General features: G+C 69.8%; 17 protein-coding genes and 1 tRNA gene. 6 read left to right on the top strand and 12 right to left on the bottom strand.

Going from position 1 to position 16,874, the window contains the following annotated elements:
- Positions 1-464: 464 nt before the first annotated feature.
- From CYL12_RS17035 to galU, 7 genes are all read right to left on the bottom strand, one after another.
- On the bottom strand, positions 465-1,817 hold the full coding sequence (locus CYL12_RS17035) for an MFS transporter (RefSeq protein WP_233486788.1): 1,353 nt from the start codon (positions 1,815-1,817) through the stop codon (positions 465-467).
- Positions 1,818-1,859: 42 nt separating this feature from the next.
- Positions 1,860-3,074 carry an alpha-hydroxy acid oxidase gene (locus CYL12_RS17030; protein ID WP_233486787.1) on the bottom strand — a complete coding sequence of 405 codons (1,215 nt, stop codon included), beginning with the start codon at positions 3,072-3,074 and terminating at the stop codon, positions 1,860-1,862.
- Between the two features lie 150 nt (positions 3,075-3,224).
- Positions 3,225-3,953 (bottom strand): GntR family transcriptional regulator, encoded by a 729-nt coding sequence (locus CYL12_RS17025; protein WP_101848605.1) that lies wholly within the window; start codon positions 3,951-3,953, stop codon positions 3,225-3,227.
- A gap of 138 nt (positions 3,954-4,091) precedes the next feature.
- Positions 4,092-4,164: transfer RNA gene (locus tag CYL12_RS17020), tRNA-Ala, on the bottom strand.
- Positions 4,165-4,215: 51 nt separating this feature from the next.
- Positions 4,216-5,073, bottom strand: a complete 858-nt coding sequence (locus CYL12_RS17015) for a hypothetical protein (protein WP_101848604.1) — start codon at positions 5,071-5,073, stop codon at positions 4,216-4,218.
- Positions 5,074-5,152: 79 nt separating this feature from the next.
- Positions 5,153-5,764 carry a GNAT family N-acetyltransferase gene (locus CYL12_RS17010; RefSeq protein WP_101848873.1) on the bottom strand — a complete coding sequence of 204 codons (612 nt, stop codon included), beginning with the start codon at positions 5,762-5,764 and terminating at the stop codon, positions 5,153-5,155.
- A 45-nt stretch (positions 5,765-5,809) separates the two neighbouring features.
- Positions 5,810-6,697: a UTP--glucose-1-phosphate uridylyltransferase GalU gene (gene galU / locus CYL12_RS17005; protein WP_101848603.1), complete on the bottom strand. Its 888-nt coding sequence runs from the start codon at positions 6,695-6,697 to the stop codon at positions 5,810-5,812.
- A 40-nt stretch (positions 6,698-6,737) separates the two neighbouring features.
- On the opposite strand from galU, the gene CYL12_RS17000 reads away from it, so the two are divergent.
- Genes CYL12_RS17000 through mscL form a run of 3 tightly spaced genes read left to right on the top strand, consistent with a single transcriptional unit; the run spans position 6,738 to position 8,078 of the window.
- Entirely contained in the window at positions 6,738-7,334 is a 597-nt protein-coding gene (locus tag CYL12_RS17000; RefSeq protein WP_071328804.1) for a 5-formyltetrahydrofolate cyclo-ligase, read from the top strand.
- A gap of 15 nt (positions 7,335-7,349) precedes the next feature.
- Positions 7,350-7,622, top strand: a complete 273-nt coding sequence (locus CYL12_RS16995; protein WP_101848602.1) for an FmdB family zinc ribbon protein — start codon at positions 7,350-7,352, stop codon at positions 7,620-7,622.
- 24 nt (positions 7,623-7,646) lie between these two features.
- Positions 7,647-8,078, top strand: coding sequence for a large conductance mechanosensitive channel protein MscL (gene mscL, locus CYL12_RS16990; protein ID WP_101848601.1), 432 nt, complete (start codon positions 7,647-7,649; stop codon positions 8,076-8,078).
- Between the two features lie 71 nt (positions 8,079-8,149).
- Here the strand turns inward: mscL and CYL12_RS16985 are convergent, their stop codons facing one another.
- Together CYL12_RS16985 and CYL12_RS16980 are read right to left on the bottom strand one after the other, a co-directional pair.
- Entirely contained in the window at positions 8,150-8,350 is a 201-nt protein-coding gene (locus CYL12_RS16985) for a hypothetical protein (RefSeq protein ID WP_101848600.1), read from the bottom strand.
- A complete protein-coding gene (locus CYL12_RS16980) occupies positions 8,343-12,023 on the bottom strand; it encodes an AAA family ATPase (RefSeq protein WP_233486786.1) in 3,681 nt (1,226 codons plus the stop codon). Before CYL12_RS16980 ends, CYL12_RS16985 begins: the two co-directional genes overlap by 8 nt.
- 224 nt (positions 12,024-12,247) lie before the next feature.
- Here CYL12_RS16980 and CYL12_RS16975 point away from each other — a divergent pair, with 224 nt between their 5' ends.
- Complete coding sequence (locus CYL12_RS16975) at positions 12,248-12,760, top strand: methylated-DNA--[protein]-cysteine S-methyltransferase (protein WP_101848599.1); 513 nt, start codon at positions 12,248-12,250, stop codon at positions 12,758-12,760.
- 71 nt (positions 12,761-12,831) lie between these two features.
- On the opposite strand, the gene CYL12_RS16970 is transcribed toward CYL12_RS16975, so the two are convergent.
- Complete coding sequence (locus CYL12_RS16970; RefSeq protein ID WP_101848598.1) at positions 12,832-14,469, bottom strand: solute symporter family protein; 1,638 nt, start codon at positions 14,467-14,469, stop codon at positions 12,832-12,834.
- Positions 14,466-14,813: a DUF485 domain-containing protein gene (locus CYL12_RS16965; protein ID WP_101848597.1), complete on the bottom strand. Its 348-nt coding sequence runs from the start codon at positions 14,811-14,813 to the stop codon at positions 14,466-14,468. The genes CYL12_RS16970 and CYL12_RS16965 overlap by 4 nt, the downstream gene beginning before the upstream one ends.
- Before the next feature lie 109 nt (positions 14,814-14,922).
- Here CYL12_RS16965 and CYL12_RS16960 point away from each other — a divergent pair, with 109 nt between their 5' ends.
- A complete protein-coding gene (locus tag CYL12_RS16960) occupies positions 14,923-15,780 on the top strand; it encodes a LuxR C-terminal-related transcriptional regulator (RefSeq protein WP_101848596.1) in 858 nt (285 codons plus the stop codon).
- A gap of 88 nt (positions 15,781-15,868) precedes the next feature.
- On the top strand, positions 15,869-16,219 hold the full coding sequence (locus CYL12_RS16955; protein ID WP_101848595.1) for a histone-like nucleoid-structuring protein Lsr2: 351 nt from the start codon (positions 15,869-15,871) through the stop codon (positions 16,217-16,219).
- Between the two features lie 17 nt (positions 16,220-16,236).
- On the opposite strand, the gene CYL12_RS16950 is transcribed toward CYL12_RS16955, so the two are convergent.
- Positions 16,237-16,869, bottom strand: coding sequence for a MarR family winged helix-turn-helix transcriptional regulator (locus CYL12_RS16950; protein ID WP_101848594.1), 633 nt, complete (start codon positions 16,867-16,869; stop codon positions 16,237-16,239).
- Positions 16,870-16,874 lie beyond the last annotated feature (5 nt).

Below are 16,874 nucleotides of genomic sequence, written 5' to 3'. Positions count from 1 at the left end.
CGGAACGCAGCGAGTTTGATGCTGACCAAAGAGACAAATTCATTGCTGACTTCATCCATTGCCAACCCCACAAGGAGGTTGGTCTTTGATCCAAAGGAATTCTCACCCAGCCGAAGCTAGACGAGGATAATTTGGCATTTGACAAGTGCACGCTGTTGAGTTCTCAAGGATCGGATGCTCCCACGACCCAGTCATCACAACCAGGCCCGCAGGGCAACTTCTCTATCTTACCGATCTCGTTTCCGTTGTCAAGTCCGAGTTTCTTCGGCCTGACCGTGGGGACGGATCAGCATCCTTCATCCTGTTCACTCAGTGAGTGTGTGGGATTCGGGAGGTGTTCGATGCTTGACGGGAGCCGGTCCGAGGACCTCCGCTCAACCGTTTGGGGCGAACAGGTAATAACTTACGTGGGTTCCGGGCATCGGGCAAATCACCGCCGATTCCCGGGCGTGTCGCCCGTTCCCTCAGTCCGCCACCCTTCCGGTCGGCGCGAACCGGGAAGAGCCGGAGAGGTCCTCGGGCTGCAGGTCCCCGATGCGCTTCGGCGTCGCGACGACGGCCAGCAGCGACACCAGGCAGGCGCCGATGACGAACAGCACCACGAGCCAGAGCCCTCCCCCTGCGGCCGCGACGAGAGCGGTGGCGACGAGGGGAGTCGGGCCGGCGACCAGGGCGCCGTTGAGTTCCCGGGCCGTTGCGACACCGGTGAAGCGGTACCGCGTCGGGAAGAGGTTCGTGAGGAAGGTCCCGGTGGATGCGGCGGTCGCCCCCACGGCGATGACGCCGAGCGCCGTCATCCCGAGAGCAGCCAGTACCGGGTCGCCGGACTGCAGCGAGAGGAAGACCGGGTACGTGAGGACGATGCCGGCGACGGAGCCGAAGACGACCACGCGCTTGGCCCCGAATCGGTCGACGGCGATCCCGCCGAGGACGGGAGCGAAGGCGGTGAGCAACGAGGCGACCAGCACGGCGATCAGTGCCTGGACCCGGGGCATCCCGACCGTCAGCGTGAGGTAGCTCAGCGCGAAGGCGCTCAGCACGTAGTTCGTCACGTTGTGCCCGCAGACGCTGAAGAAGCCGATGACGAGTTCGCGGGGACTGCGGCGGAACAGCTCCGCCAGAGGCACCTTCGTCGCGGCCTGCTCGGCGTTCGCGACCGCGGCCCGGTACTCCGGCGTCTCCTCGAGGCGACGACGGATCCACAGCGCGAGGACGAAGAGCACGGCGGAGACCAGGAACGGGATGCGCCAGGCCCCGCCCAGCAATACGTCACCGGGCAGCATCGAGGCGAAGGTGAAGGCCAACGTCGCGAGGAACGCTCCCCCAGGAGCGCCCGAGGTGACCAGTCCGATGACCCGCCCGCGACGGCGCTCAGGGGCGTACTCGGCGACGAGCGTGAGGGCGCCGGCGAGCTCCGCTCCGGCACCGAAGCCCTGGACGAAGCGGAACAGGATCAGCAGGATCGGCGCCGCCAGCCCGATCGCCTCGGCGGTCGGGAGGAGGCCGATGCCCACGGTCGCGATCCCCATGAGCACGATGGTCAGGATCATCGCCGGCTTCCGGCCGACCCGGTCGCCGAGGTGGGAGATGAGGAGGCCGCCGAGCGGCCGCACCACGAAGCCGACGGCGAAGGTCGCGAAGGCGAGCATCGAGGCGGAGGCCGGGATGACGTCCGGGAAGAAGAGCGGGCCGATCACGAGGCCCGCGGCGGCACCGTAGAGGGCGTAGTCGTACCACTCGATGAGGGTGCCGAAGTAGGCGGCGGCGATCGCGCGCCTCGCCTGCGGGGTCATGGTGCGCTGCTGTTCGTTGGCCATGGGGTGTCCTTTCGTCATTGAAAAGTGCTGGCGTGGTCGTGGCTATCCGGTCGGCGCGAGGACCGCGGTCCCCCGGCCGCGCAGCTCTGCGGTCGTGCGCACGCCGAGGAGCTGCATCGTCGACAGGGTTTCGCTCGCCACCAGGTCGAGCGCCCTCTCGACCCCGGCCCGACCGCCTGCCATGAGGCCGTACATGTATCCGCGGCCGAGGAAGACGAAGTCGGCTCCGCACGCGATGGCGGCCACCACGTCGAGGCCGCTGCGGATGCCGGAGTCGAGCAGGATCGGGACGTCGTCGCCGACGGCGGCGCGCACCGCACCGACGACCTCGATGGGCGCGATCGCACGGTCGAGCTGACGACCGCCGTGGTTGGAGACCCAGATGGCATCCGCGCCGGCGTCGATGAAGCGTTCGGCGTCGACGGCGGAGAGCACGCCCTTCACGACGATCGGCCCGCTCCAGTGTGTCCGTAGCCAGCGCACGTCGTCCAAGGACAGCGCGGGATCGAACATGCTGCCCACCACGTCGGTGACGCGTCCGGAACGCGGGCCGAAGTTCGCCATGGCCGGCGCGTCGTGCGCCAGCAGATCGAGCGACCACGCGGGATGCAGCGCCGACTGCGCGGCGGTGCGCAACGTCAGACGCGGAGGCATCGAGAGTCGGTTGCGGTCGTCGCGGTAGCGCTGCCCTGGCACCCGGGTGTCGACGGTCAGCACGAGGGTGTCGAAGCCTGCCGCAGCAGCCCGCTCGATGAGGGCGAGCGACGCCGCGCGATCGCGCCGGAGGTAGAGCTGAAACCATCGGCGCGCACGGGGCGCGGCGTCGGCGACGTGCTCGATGCTCCGCGTGCCCATGGTGGAGAGCACGAACGGCACGTCGCGGTTGGCGGCCGCGCGAACTCCGTCGGTCTCACCGGCCGCGCGCATGAGGGCGGTGAGACCGATGGGGGCGATGCCGATCGGCATCGCGTGCTCGCGTCCCAGCAGGCGGGTGGTGAGCGACGCCCCTGCTGCACTCTCGGTGACGGAGGGCACGAACCTCTGGCGGGCGAACGCCGACTCGTTGTCGCGGGCAGCCTGCTCGGTCACCGCAGCGCCCTCGACGTAGTCGAACACGAATCCCGGCACCCGCCGCTTCGCGAGCTGTCGGAGGTCGTTGAGACAGCGAGTCTGGGCGATGCGCTTCGCCTCGGTCGGCAGCGACGGCGGAGCGAAGCTCAACAGCTCGGTGAAGGTGCGGATGCGGCGTCGCAGCACTCTGGATCCTCTCGGCGACTCGCACCGAGGCCGGGGAGCCGACCACGGTGTCGGCACCACCATAGCCGTCGAATATCTCCGGCACAATAGCGATATTCCCGAGATATATCTCGCTCGCGCGCGACGCCTCGCTCCTGCGCCGAAGACGGTTCAGGCTTCGAGGAACGCCTGGAGGACGAACTCCCGCAGCTCGACGAGGTGGCGGCGCATGGCCTCCTCGGCCGCTCGCGGATCGCCGGTCCGTATCGCCTCCAGCACCTGCTGATGCCCGTTGTTCTCGACGTCCGAGTGGATGCGCGCATCGATCGCCGGGATCAGGTGATGGCTTCGTGTCGTCTCGTCGAACAGGCCGCTCATGAGGGTCTTCGCCCGAGCGTTGCGCGCCGCACCGAGGATGCACTCGTGGAACGCACGCGCCGCATCCGTGAGCTCCGCCGTACCGGAGCCGCTGCGCTGCGCGTCCAGGATCGCGCTGAGCCCCGCGATGAAGGCCTCGCTGCCGTAGCGCGTCGCACTCGCGGCCATGGGCGGTTCGATGATCAGGCGCAGATCGAGCACCTCGCGGACCTCGTTGATGCCCAGCGGGCGGACGACGTACCCGCGACGAGGAAGGGCCACGACGAGGCCTTCGACGACGAGGATCTGCAGGGCTTCCCGTACCGGCGTCTTCGATACCCCGAAGCGCGCGGCCAGCTCGGGTTCGATGACGATCTCCCCCGGGGCGAGCCGGGTGCGGACGATGTCGTCCCGGAGCGCCACGTACACCTTCTGCGTGCGGGACAGCACCCGATTCCCCTCGCCGAGGGCCGCGGCGCGGCGCTGGCTGTCGACGGCATGCGTGTGCAGGGTCGAGCCGGACTCGCTGGGCGTCGCATCCATGCCCTCAGCCTACGGGCACCGGATCGAACCCCCACGATCCTCGGAGCCGTCTGCCCACGGCGCTCGGAATCCGGTGCCGCCACAAAAAAACCTTGCCCCGCACAGTCGCGGGGCAAGGTTTCGCTGTTCTGTTCTCTGTGGACCTAAGGGGATTCGAACCCCTGACCTCCTCGATGCGAACGAGGCGCGCTACCAACTGCGCCATAGGCCCGTGAACGACATCTACGTTATCACGCTCGGAGGCCCGCGCTCACCGCGACGGTCATCCAGCGGCGCGCCGGGCGAGGAGCTCCCGCACGTGCGCCTCGATCTCGGCGTCGTCGACGAACCCCATCCGCGCATACGGCGATTCCGCCGCGGCCGCGGGGAGCGAGACCGGGGCGGCCGGCGCCGCCATCTCCTCGGCGCGGGCGCGGAGCGCGGCGACGCGGGCGGCCTTCCGGCGTTCCTCCTGCGCATCGATCTCGGCGCGCGCGGCCTGGGCGCGGGAACCCGCCACCGACACCATGGGCTCGGGAAGCGGGCGGGGGGTCCAGGTGGCGGGGCCCTGGTCGTGCAGCGTCGGCGCGACTCGCTCCTCGACGGTCTCCGCGACCGCAGCCTGCGGACGACGAGCGGCGCGAACGGCGACGGACGCCATCCGCTGGAGGACGATCGTGGCGATCAGCGCCGCGGTACCGCCGGCCCAGAGGAGGACTGCTCCCCCGGTGGCGACGAGCTGCCAGATGCCGAAGCCGACCGCGGCGAGGCCGAGCACGAGCATGCTGGTCGCGACGAGACGCACGCGTCGGCGGGCGCGGGCCCGACGGATCACGGGGTCGGCGCGGGTGGCGGCGAGCTCCTGACGGAGCGCCTCGAGTTCGGCGGCCTCACGCTGGGCCTGCAGCCGCTTCGCGAGCTTCTGCTGCGCGACCACGGTGCGGGCGTTGAGCTCCATGTGCACCTCGCTGGGGGTCTCGCTCGTCTCGGCGAGGATCCGCAGCGCCTGATTCAGCCGCACGGCGTTGCGCTCGGCGGCGTTGTATTGGAAGCGACCGCGCCAGGAGGGCAGCAGATACAGCATCCACAGGAGCACGGCGACGAGCACGATCACTCCCCCACTCAGCACCGGCCCGTCCATAGGACAACGGTAACGGCGGCGGACCGGCCGCGCCGTGCAGTCGGGGCGCGTGTCGCGGCGAGTCGCCGCGTGAGGGGGGTCAGAGGGTCAGGCGGTCCGCTGGCGGGATCGTCGCCGCGTGCGGTGGAACCTGTCCGTGGATCCACCGGGCGAGGACGCCCTGCGGAACCTCCTCCTGCGTGAGGGCGAAGGCGTAGTGGTCGCGCCAGTCCCCGTCGATGTGGATGTACCGACGGCGGAGCCCCTCGTACCGGAAGCCGAGCTTCTGCACGACGCGAAGGCTCGCGGCGTTCTCGGGCCGGATGCAGATCTCCATCCGATGCAGCCCGTACTCGGTGAAGCAGGCGTCGGTGGCGAGCGCGACCGCGGTCGGGGTGATGCCCCGACCCGCGAATCGCTCACTCACCCAGTAGCCGATCGTCGCCGAGCACAGCGAGCCCCGCGCGACGCCCCACACGTTCAGCTGTCCGGCGACCTCGCCGTCGTACTCCATGACGAACGGGTAGCCACCACCGTCCCGGTACTGCTGGAGCAGCCGGCGGATGCTGACCCGCATGTCGAAGGACACGGCCCCGTGCGGGATCGTCGCCTCCCACGGCTGCAGCCACGCACGGTTGGTGAGCAGCTCCTGCTGCAGAGGCCGCGCGTCCTTCGTCCGGATGAGACGCAGCTCGACCGGTCCGTGCCGCATCCCCGTCGACAGCTCCACGCCGCACCTCCGACGACCGCCAGGCGCCTAGAGGCGCTCCGCGAAGTCCTTGAGCCAGGGGCGCAGCTCCGTGCCCAGGTCGTCCCGGTCGGCCGCGAGCTGCACGATCGCCTTGATGTAGTCCACGCGGTCGCCGGTGTCGTAGCGACGACCGCCGAAGACGACACCGACCACGCCGGGGCCGCCCTCGGCCGTCGCGAGCTCCTGCAGCGCGTCGGTGAGCTGGATCTCTCCGCCCTTGCCGGGCTCGGTGCGCTCGAGGATCTCGAAGACCGATGCCGGCAGCACGTAGCGCCCGATGATGGCGAGGTTGGACGGGGCGTCCTCCTTCGCGGGCTTCTCGACGAGGCCCGTGACGCGCACGGCGTCCGACCCCTCGATCGCCTCGACGGCCGCGGCGCCGTACATGTGGATGTTGTCCGGGTCGACCTCCATGAGGGCAACGACGGCGGCGCCCGTGCGCTCGTGCTCGGCGATCATCTCCGTGAGCAGCGGGTCGCGCTCGTCGATGAGGTCGTCACCGAGCAGCACCGCGAACGAGCTGTCGCCGACGTGCGTCCGAGCGCGGAGCACGGCGTGGCCGAGGCCCTTGGGCTCGCCCTGGCGGACGAAGTGGATGTCGGCGAGGTCGCTCGACTTCATCACGCGCTCCAGGCGACCGGTGTCACCCTTCTCCATGAGCTTGACCTCGAGCTCCGGGACGGAGTCGAAGTGGTTGGAGATGGCGTTCTTGTTGCGTCCGATGATCACGAGGATGTCCTCGATCCCGGCGTTCGCCGCCTCCTCGACGACGTACTGGATCGCCGGCTTGTCGACGACGGGGAGCATCTCCTTCGGCATCGCCTTCGTCGCGGGCAGGAATCGTGTCCCCAGCCCGGCAGCGGGAATGACAGCCTTGATCTTCTCGTGAGCCATTCCCACAGCCTACCGGTGGGGGCCGCCCTAGACTCGGACCATGGCTAACGACGTCGAGCACGCCAAGCGAGCCCTCCGCGCGGAGCTGCGCGAGCGGCGTCAACTCCTGTCCGATCCCCAGCGCGAAGCCGCTGCGGCGGCGATCGGCGAACGGCTCGACGCCCTCGTCGACGAGCTCGGGGCCCGCTCCGTCTCCTGCTTCCTCTCCACCACCACGGAGCCGGGGACCAGGGAGTTCGTGACGCGCGCGGTCCGCCGCGGCATCCGGGTCCTCCTCCCGGTCACCCGCTCCGACGGACTGCTGGACTGGGCGGTCGCCGACGACACCGACGAGATCGCGGAGGGGCTCTACGGCCTGCCGGAGCCCACCGGCGAGGTGCTCGGCCCGATCGCCGTGAACGACGTCGACCTGATGATCGTCCCCGCCGCCGCCGTCGACCGCTCGGGCATGCGGATGGGCTGGGGCCGCGGCTACTTCGACAAGACCATCGGCTCCATGGAGAAGTGCCCTCCGGTGTACGCGGTGATCTATGATTCCGAGGTACTCGACGAACTGCCGCGTGAGGTGCACGATCAGCCGGTCGACGGCATCGTGACCCCGTCGCAGACGCTGCATCTGTCGCCTCGGCGACGCTGACCCGCAAGGACCGCCATGCCCACCTACGCCTATGCCTGCACCGCGTGCGGGCACCAGTTCGACACCGTCCAGAGCTTCTCCGACGACGCGCTCACGGTCTGCCCCGAGTGCGGCGGCGCCCTGCGCAAGCAGTACGGCTCGATCGGCGTGACCTTCAACGGCTCCGGCTTCTATCGCACGGACTCGCGCGCCAAATCCGTGGGTTCGAAGGATGCTTCGGCATCATCGAAGTCGGATTCGACGACGAGCGCCAAACCGGCTGCTGCGTCGACTCCCGCCTCGAACTGAGGCCCAGTCGACTTGGGGGTTTCCATGCTCAAAGGTTTCAAGGACTTCCTGCTCCGCGGGAACGTCATCGATCTGGCCGTCGCGGTCGTCATCGGCACCGCCTTCACCGCCGTCGTGACGGCCGTGGTGAACAGCATCATCAACCCGCTCATCGCGCTCTTCCTCAAGGCCGATGCCGCCGGCAAGTTCGGCATCCCTGTCACCAACATCTACGGCGAAGAGGTCGTCTTCCCGATCGGCGACCTCATCTCGGCGATCATCAGCTTCCTCGCGGTCGCCGCGGTGGTCTACTTCGTGTTCGTCCTGCCGATGAACACCTTCAAGGCGCACGTGGAGGCACGCAAGGGCACGCCCGCCGAGGAGCCCGAGGAGGAGCCGGCCGCCGCGACCGAGGCGGAGCTGCTCGTCGAGATCCGCGATCTGCTCAAGACCCAGCAGGGTCCGCGCGGCGTCTGACCGCACCGCCCTCACGACCCACGGCTCTCCTCGGAGGGCCGTGGGTCTTTCTCGTCCCGGGGGTGGTCGCGTCAGTAGTGCGGGGGCACGTCGCGGAGGAGCTGGTCGTCGTTGGGACCCTTCCGGTCGCCGCCGGGGGCGGAAGGTCGTCGCGCGTCGTTCTCCGGCACCGCGGGCGCGGGATCGCTGCCCTGGACCGGCGTCAGCCGCGCCCGCCGGGAGCCCGGCACCCGGACGACCCGCTGCCGCGGCTCGTCCCGGCCGTCAGTCATTCCGGTGGTCGCCGAGGTCGAGGGGCTGCGTGTCGTTCTCCGCGCGCGGAGCCGTCTCGGAGATGCCGAGCACCGTCGCGATCCGGGACGCCACGGTGCGCGGGTCGCTGTAGAGGTCGAACGCGTGCACGCGGACGTAGTGCCAGCCGAGGCGACGGAGCACATGAGGGCGCAGCCGCAGCGTCTCGCGCAGGGATTCTCCCCGGGACTCCGGATCGGACTCGATCACGACCGCCTTGCCGTTGTGCTGCGCCACGAGCGGCAGGAGCCCTCGGTAGTCGACGTCGACGGAGGCCCCGAGACGCCGGAGCTCCCTGGCCAGCGCGAGCGTGAGCGGGTCGGCCAGATCCTCCAGCCGGGCATCGCGCGCACGGGCCGCGAGACCGCCGAGGATCGACATGAGCGTGGCCGCGCCGTGCTCGAGGCGCCCGTCGTCGAAGGCCGAGGGGCGGATGGACGACACGATCACCATCGAGCGCCGCGCCCTGGTCATGCCCACGGTCAGCAGCCGCTCGCCGTCCGGCGTGGACAGGTCGCCGAAGTCACTGAGGACGCGGCCGTGCTTCGTGAGTCCGAAGCCGAGGGAGAAGATGACGCGGTCGCGGCTCTCCGCGACCGACTCCTCGAGCGTCAGCACCGCGAATGGCTCCGCGGTGTCGCGGGCGACGAAGTCGGCGACGTCCGAGCGTCCCGCGAAGGCGGCGGTCACGGCGGCGCGCACGCGCTCGGCATGGCGCGTGCTGGCGGTGACGACCATGAGCGACTCGGTCGGGCGATGCACCGCATGCTCGACGACGAGGGTGACGACGCGTGCGACCTCGGCGTCGGGGCTCTCGACGGCGCCCGAGACGGGGTCGGGGGTGCCGGTGCCCCCTTCGACATAGTCGACCGTGAGGCTGCCGCGCCCCAGGTACGAACCGGCCCACGGGAGGGAGACGATCTCTCCGCCGTAGAACGCGTCGTTGATGAGCTCCGCGAGATCCTCGCCGCCGGCGCGGTAGCTCCGGGTCAGCGTCATCACCGGGAACAGCTCGGACAGGCGCTCGAACACGGAGACCTCGTCGAACGGCACCTCCTCCTCCCAGTCCGCTGCGGGATCGACCGCGATGCGGAAGGGCGAGGGGCGCTGCGTCACCGGATCGCCGAACGCGACGATCTGGCGCGCGCGGCGGATGGCAGGGGTCGCCTCGGCGAGGTTGATGGCGGCGGCGTCGACGAGGAGCACGGTGTCGAAGTCCACCGCATCCGGGATCTCCGGCACGAGGTAGGGAGACGAGATCCACACGGGAGCCAGCACGTCGACGAGGGTCGGCGCGGCGCTGACGACCTCGGCGGCCGTCGTCGCGGGCTGGGTCAGAGCGCGACGCAGGTTCTGGGACTGCTCGGGCTCGTCGACGATGGCGATGCGCCACTGGTTCGCGAGCTGCCAGGCGAGCAGCGGTCCGGCCATGGCTGCATGGGCCTCGTCCACCAGTCGGAAGTCGCGCTCCAAGCGGTCGACCACGGCGGTGTTGGCCCCCAGCAGCGCCCGGTTGTCCTGCAGCGCGCGTTCGAGGAGGGACTGCCACCAGGCGTACTCGAGCTCCTCCCCCACGCGCGCCTCGGAGACGTGCCGCACCGAGAGCTCGGTCAGCAGCGGTTCCAGGCCGAGGAGCGCCAGCTTGTCGCGCAGCTGGGCCCGCTCGACGAGGTTCTCGAAGACGTCGGACTTCGCAGCGAGGCCGGCGAGCATCCGCACCAGCCGTGCGACGGGCAGCGACGCGAGGGGTTCCCGGCGCCCGAGCGCAGCATCCAGCTCGGCCAGTTCCGCCTCGACGCGCTGCCACGCGGCGGATACGTCGGCGAGACCGAGCGGGATCTCGGGGGCGACGCCCGCGTCGACGTAGCGCTGCCACTGCGTGCGCTGGGTCTGGATGCGCAGCAGCGCCTCGTGCATCTCCGTCACGTGCACGCCGGGGCGGACGTACTCCTTGGCCAGCCGGCGGAGCCGACGACGGTTCGCCCCGGACATGCCCGGCGCATCCCGCCGAGAGCCGTGCGCCTGGATGAGCTCCCCGAGCGGGCGCTCGAACACCGTCGGGCTGAAGCGATCGAGAGTGTCGCGAATGCCCTCCAGCAGCCCGAGGTACTCGCCGAGCTCGTCGATCGTCGAGAAGGGCCGCATGTGCGTCTGCGCGATGAGTTCGTAGCCGCGCTCCAGCAGGGCGGGCACGCTGTCGGCGTGAAGGCGTCCGGCGAGTTCGTGGGCGGCACGGGCGGCCTCGGTGCTGCCGAAGGTGACGCCGTACCAGGGCGAGTCGTTCGGACCGACCCGGAACTCGCCGAGGCGGGCGGCCTGGGCCAACGCCGCAGCCGCATCCGTCCGGTCCTTCGCCAGCCGCCGCAGCGCGTCCACGCTCAACCGCGCCGTCGTCGACGGCGGGACGGAAAGGGACGCGAGACGAGTCAGGTGCCTGGTCGCGTCCAGCACCGACGCGTCGAGGCCGGGGACCGGGACGGTCAGCGCGTCGCGGTAGTCGCGCAGCACCGTGCGCAGCCGCACCAGCGCGTCGTCCACCTCGCTGACCTTCGGCGCCGTCGCCTTCTCATTGCGTCCGATCGCCCGGACGAGGTCGCGGCGCAGGCTCACCGGGGACACCGCGAGGCTGTCGAGCCCGATGCCGGCGAGGCGGTGGCGCACGCCGTCCAGCGTGGAGCGTCGTGCGGAGACGACGAGCACCTTCTTGCCTGCGCGGACCAGCTCACCCACCGCGTTGATGACGGTCTGCGTCCCGCCGGTGCCGGGGAGGGTCGCCACGGTCAGGGAATGACCGGCGGCGATGCGGGCGAGGACCGCCTCCTGCTCCGCGTCGGCGTCGAGGAGCAGGTTGTCCGACGCGGGGGCGCGGTCATCGGGACCGACGTGGTGCGGAATCGCCCGAGGTGCGGTGACCTGCTCCCGATCGCCGACGTGGCCGCCGAGGGCGTTGAGGACGGGGTGGTCGAGGCTGCCGCCGTCCTGGGACATGGCCCCGGCGACGTCGGCGAAGGTGGAGACGACGAGCCGCGGTTCGACCGAGAAGGTGTCGATGGACCGAGTGAGGGCGCGCAGGCTGTCGATCACCGGCTGCGGCTTGAAGATGCCGCCGTCGTACGCGAGCGCGGCGAGTGCGGTCGCGTCGAGGGACAGGCCGAAGTGTTCGCGGGTGATCCGCGCGAGCTCGGGATTCACCTCGAACGCGCCCTGCAGCTTGAGCTCGAAGTCGGTATGGTGCCGCCGGATCGCGAGCGGTCGCAGCAGAACCGGCGCCGCGAACTCCGCGCCGCCGATGCGCCACCGTGCGACGCCCACGGCGAGGCGCACGGCCTCGATGCCGCGGACGGTGCGCAGCTCGGTGTTCTTGGCCGTGATGCGCTCCGCAGCCAACCGCGCTGTCCGCAGCCCCACCTCGTCGCGGAAGAGATTGGAGAGGAGCGTCGACTTGCCGGTGATGAACTGGGGAAGACTGCCGGGATGCGCCTTGGAGATGTCGATCCCCGACTCCGGGCCGTCGCGGAAGCTGCTCAGGGGCGAAGGACCGCCCAGATCGGCCGCCTCCGCGCGCAGCCGCGTGCGTTCCGCCTCGGCGGCGTGAGCGATGCCGACTCCGGTGGACGAATCGTGCAGGTCACCGAACAACACAGCGTTGTCCACCGCTGTGTTGTTCGCAGACCTGCTTTCCCGACGCCACACACTCACACCCTAGGCGCGACACCGCCGCAGGTCGGTATCCCGGGCGGGTTTCCGGTGAAAAACCGGCCGTGACCGTTCATCGACTTCTCCTGCCCGCCCGGTTGCGCTCTTCCGTTGTCCACGGAACGCGAGACCGTCCGGTCTGCTGATCCGATCCCGCGCATCCGGACGGTCAGGATGGAGGCATGACCTTCCGTTACGACTTCGCTCCGACGCCCTTCGGTGACGCCCTCGCCGTGTTCTCCGACGACGGCATCGTGCGCTTCGATCTGTCCGAGTCCGCGGATCCTCAGGTGCCGTGGCTGCTCGAGGGCGTGTCGCGGCAACTCGGCGCGATCCCGGACCCGGACCCCGGTGCTGCTGACGATCTCGTGCCGCTCCTCGCGGCGTACTTCGACGGCGAGGCGGTGCGCTTCGACGAGCATCTGAGTCTCGACTGGCGCCTGGTGGACGGTTTCCATCGCGCGGCGCTGCACACCGTCTGCGACATCCCCTGGGGACAGACGATGAGCTACGGAGAGGTCGCGGTCCTCGCCGGTCACCCCGGTGCGGCCCGCGCCGTCGGCACCGCCTGCCGGCTCACGCCGTTCTCGATCATCGTCCCGGTGCACCGGGTAGTGCGCTCCGACGGCTCCGCGGGCCACTACGGCGGCCACCCCGAGCGGAAGCGCTTCCTGCTGGACCTCGAGTCCCGCTGAGCTGCGCTCCCCGCGCTTCGGGTGCGGACCCGGCGAGTAGGCCGCCGGGTCCGCACCCGAGGAGCGACGCGTCAGTGGTCGACGGCCTTCTCCGCACCGAAACCGGTGAGCGACCGCACCTCCATCTCCGCCGCCAGCTCCGGCGATTCCCGCCGCGTGCTGGTGATGGTGCCGAGCCAGCCGAGCGCGAACCCGAGCGGGATCGACACGATGCCCGGGTTGTTGAGCGGCCAGATCGCGATGTCGATGCCGGGGATCATCGACGTCGGCGTGCCGGAGAACACGGGCGACAGGACGATGAGGATGATCGCCGAGCCGAGCCCGCCGTACATGCTCCACACTGCACCCCGGGTCGTGAATCGGCGCCAGAACAGCGAGTAGAGGATCGTCGGGAGGTTGGCCGAGGCCGCCACTGCGAAGGCGAGGGCGACGAGGAAGGCGATGTTCTGCCCCTGCGCCCCGATGCCGCCGAGGATCGCCAGGATGCCGATGACGATCACGGTCCGGCGGGCCACGCGGACCTCGCCGTTGGGGTCCGGTTCGACCGGCTTCCCCGCGGCGTCCTTCCGCCCCTTCTGGATGACATTCGCGTAGATGTCATGAGCGAAGGAGGCCGCCGCGGTGATGGTGAGTCCGGCGACGACGGCGAGGATCGTCGCGAACGCCACCGCGGAGATGAACCCGAGGAGCACCGGACCGCCGAGCTTCAGCGCCAGCAGCGGTGCCGCGGAATTCACACCTCCGGGCGCCGCAGCGATCACGTCGGCACCGACGAGCGCGCCGGCGCCGTACCCGAGCACGAGCGTCAGCAGGTAGAAGCCGCCGATCAGCCAGATCGCCCACACCACCGAACGCCGCGCCTCCTTGGCGGTCGGCACGGTGTAGAAGCGCATCAGCACGTGCGGCAGGCCGGCGGTGCCGAGCACCAGAGCCATCCCGAGCGAGAGGAAGTCCCACGGGTTGGCGCCGTACTGCAGACCAGGGGCCAGCACCGCGTCACCCTTGTCGGAGTTCGCCACCGCGGCCTCCAGCAGCGTGTTCAGGCTGAAGCCGTTGATCGCGAGGACCCAGATCGTCATCGCCAGCGCGCCGCCGATGAGCAGCACGGCCTTGACGATCTGCACCCAGGTCGTGCCCTTCATGCCGCCGATCAGCACGTACACGATCATGAGGATGCCGACGACGGCGATGACCACCGACTGTCCGACACGCCCGTCGATTCCCAGCAGCAGTGACACGAGGCCGCCCGCGCCCGCCATCTGCGCCAGGAGGTAGAAGAAGCACACCGCCAGAGTGGTGATTGCGGCGGCCATCCGCACCGGGCGCTGCTTCAGCCGGAAAGAGAGCACGTCCGCCATCGTGAACTTGCCCGTGTTGCGCATGAGCTCCGCCACCAGCAGCAGGGCGACCAGCCAGGCGACGAGGAACCCGATGGAGTACAGGAATCCGTCGTAGCCGTTGATGGCGATGGCGCCGCAGATACCGAGGAAGGACGCGGCGGACAGGTAGTCGCCCGCGATCGCGAAGCCGTTCTGCGGGCCGGTGAAGGATCGGCCGGCCGCGTAGTAGTCCGCGGCCGTCTTGTTGTTCCGGCTGGCACGGATGACGATGAACAGTGTCACCGCGACGAAAGCCAGGAAGATCGAGATGTTGAAGACCGGATTGATGTCGAGGGCGACATCCTCGGTCGCTGTCCGGATGATGCTCATGCGTCGGCCTGCGCCTTCTCGAGGTCTTCGCGGATCTCCGACGCCAGCGGGTCGAGCTTCCTATTGGCGAAGGCGACGTACGCCATCGTGATGGCGAATGTGGTCACGAACTGACCGAGTCCGAAGAGCAACCCCACGGTGATATCCCCCCAGACGCGTTGCGCCATGAAATCACGCGCGAATGCGGCCAGCAGCACGTAGACGAAATACCAGACCAGGAAGAATGCGGCGAGGGGGAAGATGAATGATCGTTGCGTTCGTTTCAATCGCAGGAATCGGGGGGATTGCTCGACGGCGACATAGTCGATCGCGCCGTTCTGAGGGGTCGGAACCTGTTCGCTCATGGGGCCTCCTTGCCACATGTCCGCTGCACGCGCGGCCGTCGCCGCCCGAGTGGTAGGGTCGACGCTACGAAACGGGGACCGGTGCCGTCACCCCCGAAAGTAGGTATTCGTGAGCTCTCCGATCACCGTCGAATCCGAAGCGGAGCTCGTCGCCAACGCGGTGCGCGAGCTCGCGCGGCGCACGCGCTTCCCTGTGGCGTTCGGCGGCCTGGTCGAAGAGGGCGTCGTGAGCGTCACGAGCATCGTCGGAGCTCGCACGCGCGCGCTCGACGGTCTGCGGGTCCGGCCGGAACGCGGCCTCGGCGGGCGCGCCATGATGGAGCTGCGGCCACGGATGACGAGTGACTACGGATCCTCGCGCCAGATCACCCACGACTACGACGTCTTCGTCCTCGGTGAGGGTCTGCGCACGCTGCTCGCCCTGCCGATCGTCGTCCAGGGACGCCCGCGCGGCGTGCTCTATGCCGGCGCCTGGGCGGAGGAGAGGATCGGCGGCGTGACGACCGCACCGGCCATGCAGGTCGCCCAGTCCGTGGCGGACGAGCTGCGCATCCGGGACGAGGTCCAGCGACGCCTCCGGGCGGCAGCGCCGACGACGGGGGCCGTGGCACCGGCGCAGCGCGAAGAGCTGCGGGAGAGCTTCGCCGAGCTCCGCAGCATCGCCGCCACCGTCGACGACGCCGACCTCCGGGCACGGCTGGCGCAGGTCGAGCGCCGCCTGCTCACCCTGGCCGGCGACGATCTCCCGACCACGACCGGTCCGGTCCCGGTCATCCATCTGTCCCCGCGCGAGACGGACGTGCTCGCCTGCGCCGCCCTCGGGTCGACGAATGCGGAGATCGCCGCGCACCTCGGTCTGCGGGAAGGGACCGTCAAGGCGTATCTCGGCACCGCGATGTCCAAATTGGATGCGTCGACGCGCCACGCCGCGGTGACCAAAGCGCGCCGAGCCGGTCTCCTCCCCTGAATCGATACTCGCCGACCTGCGTCATTCGGCGCCATGAATGGACGGGCATTCTTGTGTGCATTCCCGGCCGCGCGATAAAGTCGGCCGCATGGCGAGACGAATTGTGCACCAGCTGGTCGACGACATCGATGGCACCGTCCTGGAGGTCGGAGAAGGCGAGACGGTGCATTTCTCCCTGAACGGCACCTCCTACGAGATCGACCTGAATGCGGCGCACGCCGAGGAATTGCGGCAGGCGCTCGAGCCTTACATCTCAGCAGGGCGCCGGGCCGGGTCCGGCGCGACGTCCGGCGGAGCGCGCTCCTCGTCGCGGAAGCGGCCGTCCCGCAATCCCGAGGTCGCGGCGATCCGGGCGTGGGCGAAGGAGAACGGCTACACGCTGTCAGAGCGGGGTCGCGTCCCGGCTCCGATCCTCGACGCGTATCGCGCCGCGCATTGATCCGGTCCCGCCCCACCTCACGGTCGGGCGGGATCTTCTTGTGCGCCCTGCGTCGCCCACGGCTCGTCACGCAGGGTGATCTCCTCCGTCATGTCCTGGAGGAAGCGGATCACCACCTCCCGCTCCGCCGCCGAGAGCCTCGCGGCCGCGTAGAACCGCTTCGCCTGCTGGCGTCCGACCGTCTCCATGGCCGCATGCCTGGTCTCCGGCGTGATGGTGATCGCGAGCGCTCGGCGGTCCGTGGGATGCGGCGAGCGCCGGATGTGCCCGCCCTTCTCCAAGCGGTCAAGAAGCTTCGTCGTCGCGGCGGTCGAGACCCCGAGATGATGGGCGATCCCACTCGGCGTTGCCACGAGAGAGCGATTGGCGCACACGATGAGATAGTGCAGCGCCCGCATATCTGTCTCGTTCAGCTGCATGTACCGGCGGGACGCCTGCGAGAGGCGCTGCTCCGCGTCACGGAGCCCGCCGAGCGCCTCCATGACGCGGGCGATTTGGCGCAGATCGTCCGGGGCGACCCCGGAGCGGTCGATGAGCGTGCTGCGGGGATCGCTGGCCTCGACGTCGTAGATCGCGCCATGGGTCAGATCGTCCGGCCCCGCGGTCGCCGGCGCCTCGGCGACCGGGGTGGTGCGGGGCTCGGAGTGCATGCGAT

The organism is Zhihengliuella sp. ISTPL4 (assembly GCF_002848265.1).
Classification (GTDB): Bacteria; Actinomycetota; Actinomycetes; order Actinomycetales; family Microbacteriaceae; genus Microbacterium.
The sequence above is the reverse complement of the archived record's forward strand: the minus strand, read 5'-3'. Positions and strand labels throughout refer to the sequence as shown.

Excerpts from the sequence above, each read along its gene's own strand:
- CYL12_RS17035 (WP_233486788.1), bottom strand. The coding sequence starts at position 1,817 with ATGGCCAACGAACAGCAGCGCACCATGACCCCGCAGGCGAGGCGCGCG.
- CYL12_RS17025 (WP_101848605.1), bottom strand. The coding sequence starts at position 3,953 with ATGGATGCGACGCCCAGCGAGTCCGGCTCGACCCTGCACACGCATGCC.
- CYL12_RS17015 (WP_101848604.1), bottom strand. The coding sequence starts at position 5,073 with ATGGACGGGCCGGTGCTGAGTGGGGGAGTGATCGTGCTCGTCGCCGTG.
- CYL12_RS17010 (WP_101848873.1), bottom strand. The coding sequence starts at position 5,764 with ATGCGGCACGGACCGGTCGAGCTGCGTCTCATCCGGACGAAGGACGCG.
- galU (WP_101848603.1), bottom strand. The coding sequence starts at position 6,697 with ATGGCTCACGAGAAGATCAAGGCTGTCATTCCCGCTGCCGGGCTGGGG.
- CYL12_RS17000 (WP_071328804.1), top strand. The coding sequence starts at position 6,738 with ATGGCTAACGACGTCGAGCACGCCAAGCGAGCCCTCCGCGCGGAGCTG.
- CYL12_RS16995 (WP_101848602.1), top strand. The coding sequence starts at position 7,350 with ATGCCCACCTACGCCTATGCCTGCACCGCGTGCGGGCACCAGTTCGAC.
- mscL (WP_101848601.1), top strand. The coding sequence starts at position 7,647 with ATGCTCAAAGGTTTCAAGGACTTCCTGCTCCGCGGGAACGTCATCGAT.
- CYL12_RS16985 (WP_101848600.1), bottom strand. The coding sequence starts at position 8,350 with ATGACTGACGGCCGGGACGAGCCGCGGCAGCGGGTCGTCCGGGTGCCG.
- CYL12_RS16975 (WP_101848599.1), top strand. The coding sequence starts at position 12,248 with ATGACCTTCCGTTACGACTTCGCTCCGACGCCCTTCGGTGACGCCCTC.
- CYL12_RS16970 (WP_101848598.1), bottom strand. The coding sequence starts at position 14,469 with ATGAGCATCATCCGGACAGCGACCGAGGATGTCGCCCTCGACATCAAT.
- CYL12_RS16965 (WP_101848597.1), bottom strand. The coding sequence starts at position 14,813 with ATGAGCGAACAGGTTCCGACCCCTCAGAACGGCGCGATCGACTATGTC.
- CYL12_RS16955 (WP_101848595.1), top strand. The coding sequence starts at position 15,869 with ATGGCGAGACGAATTGTGCACCAGCTGGTCGACGACATCGATGGCACC.
- CYL12_RS16950 (WP_101848594.1), bottom strand. The coding sequence starts at position 16,869 with ATGCACTCCGAGCCCCGCACCACCCCGGTCGCCGAGGCGCCGGCGACC.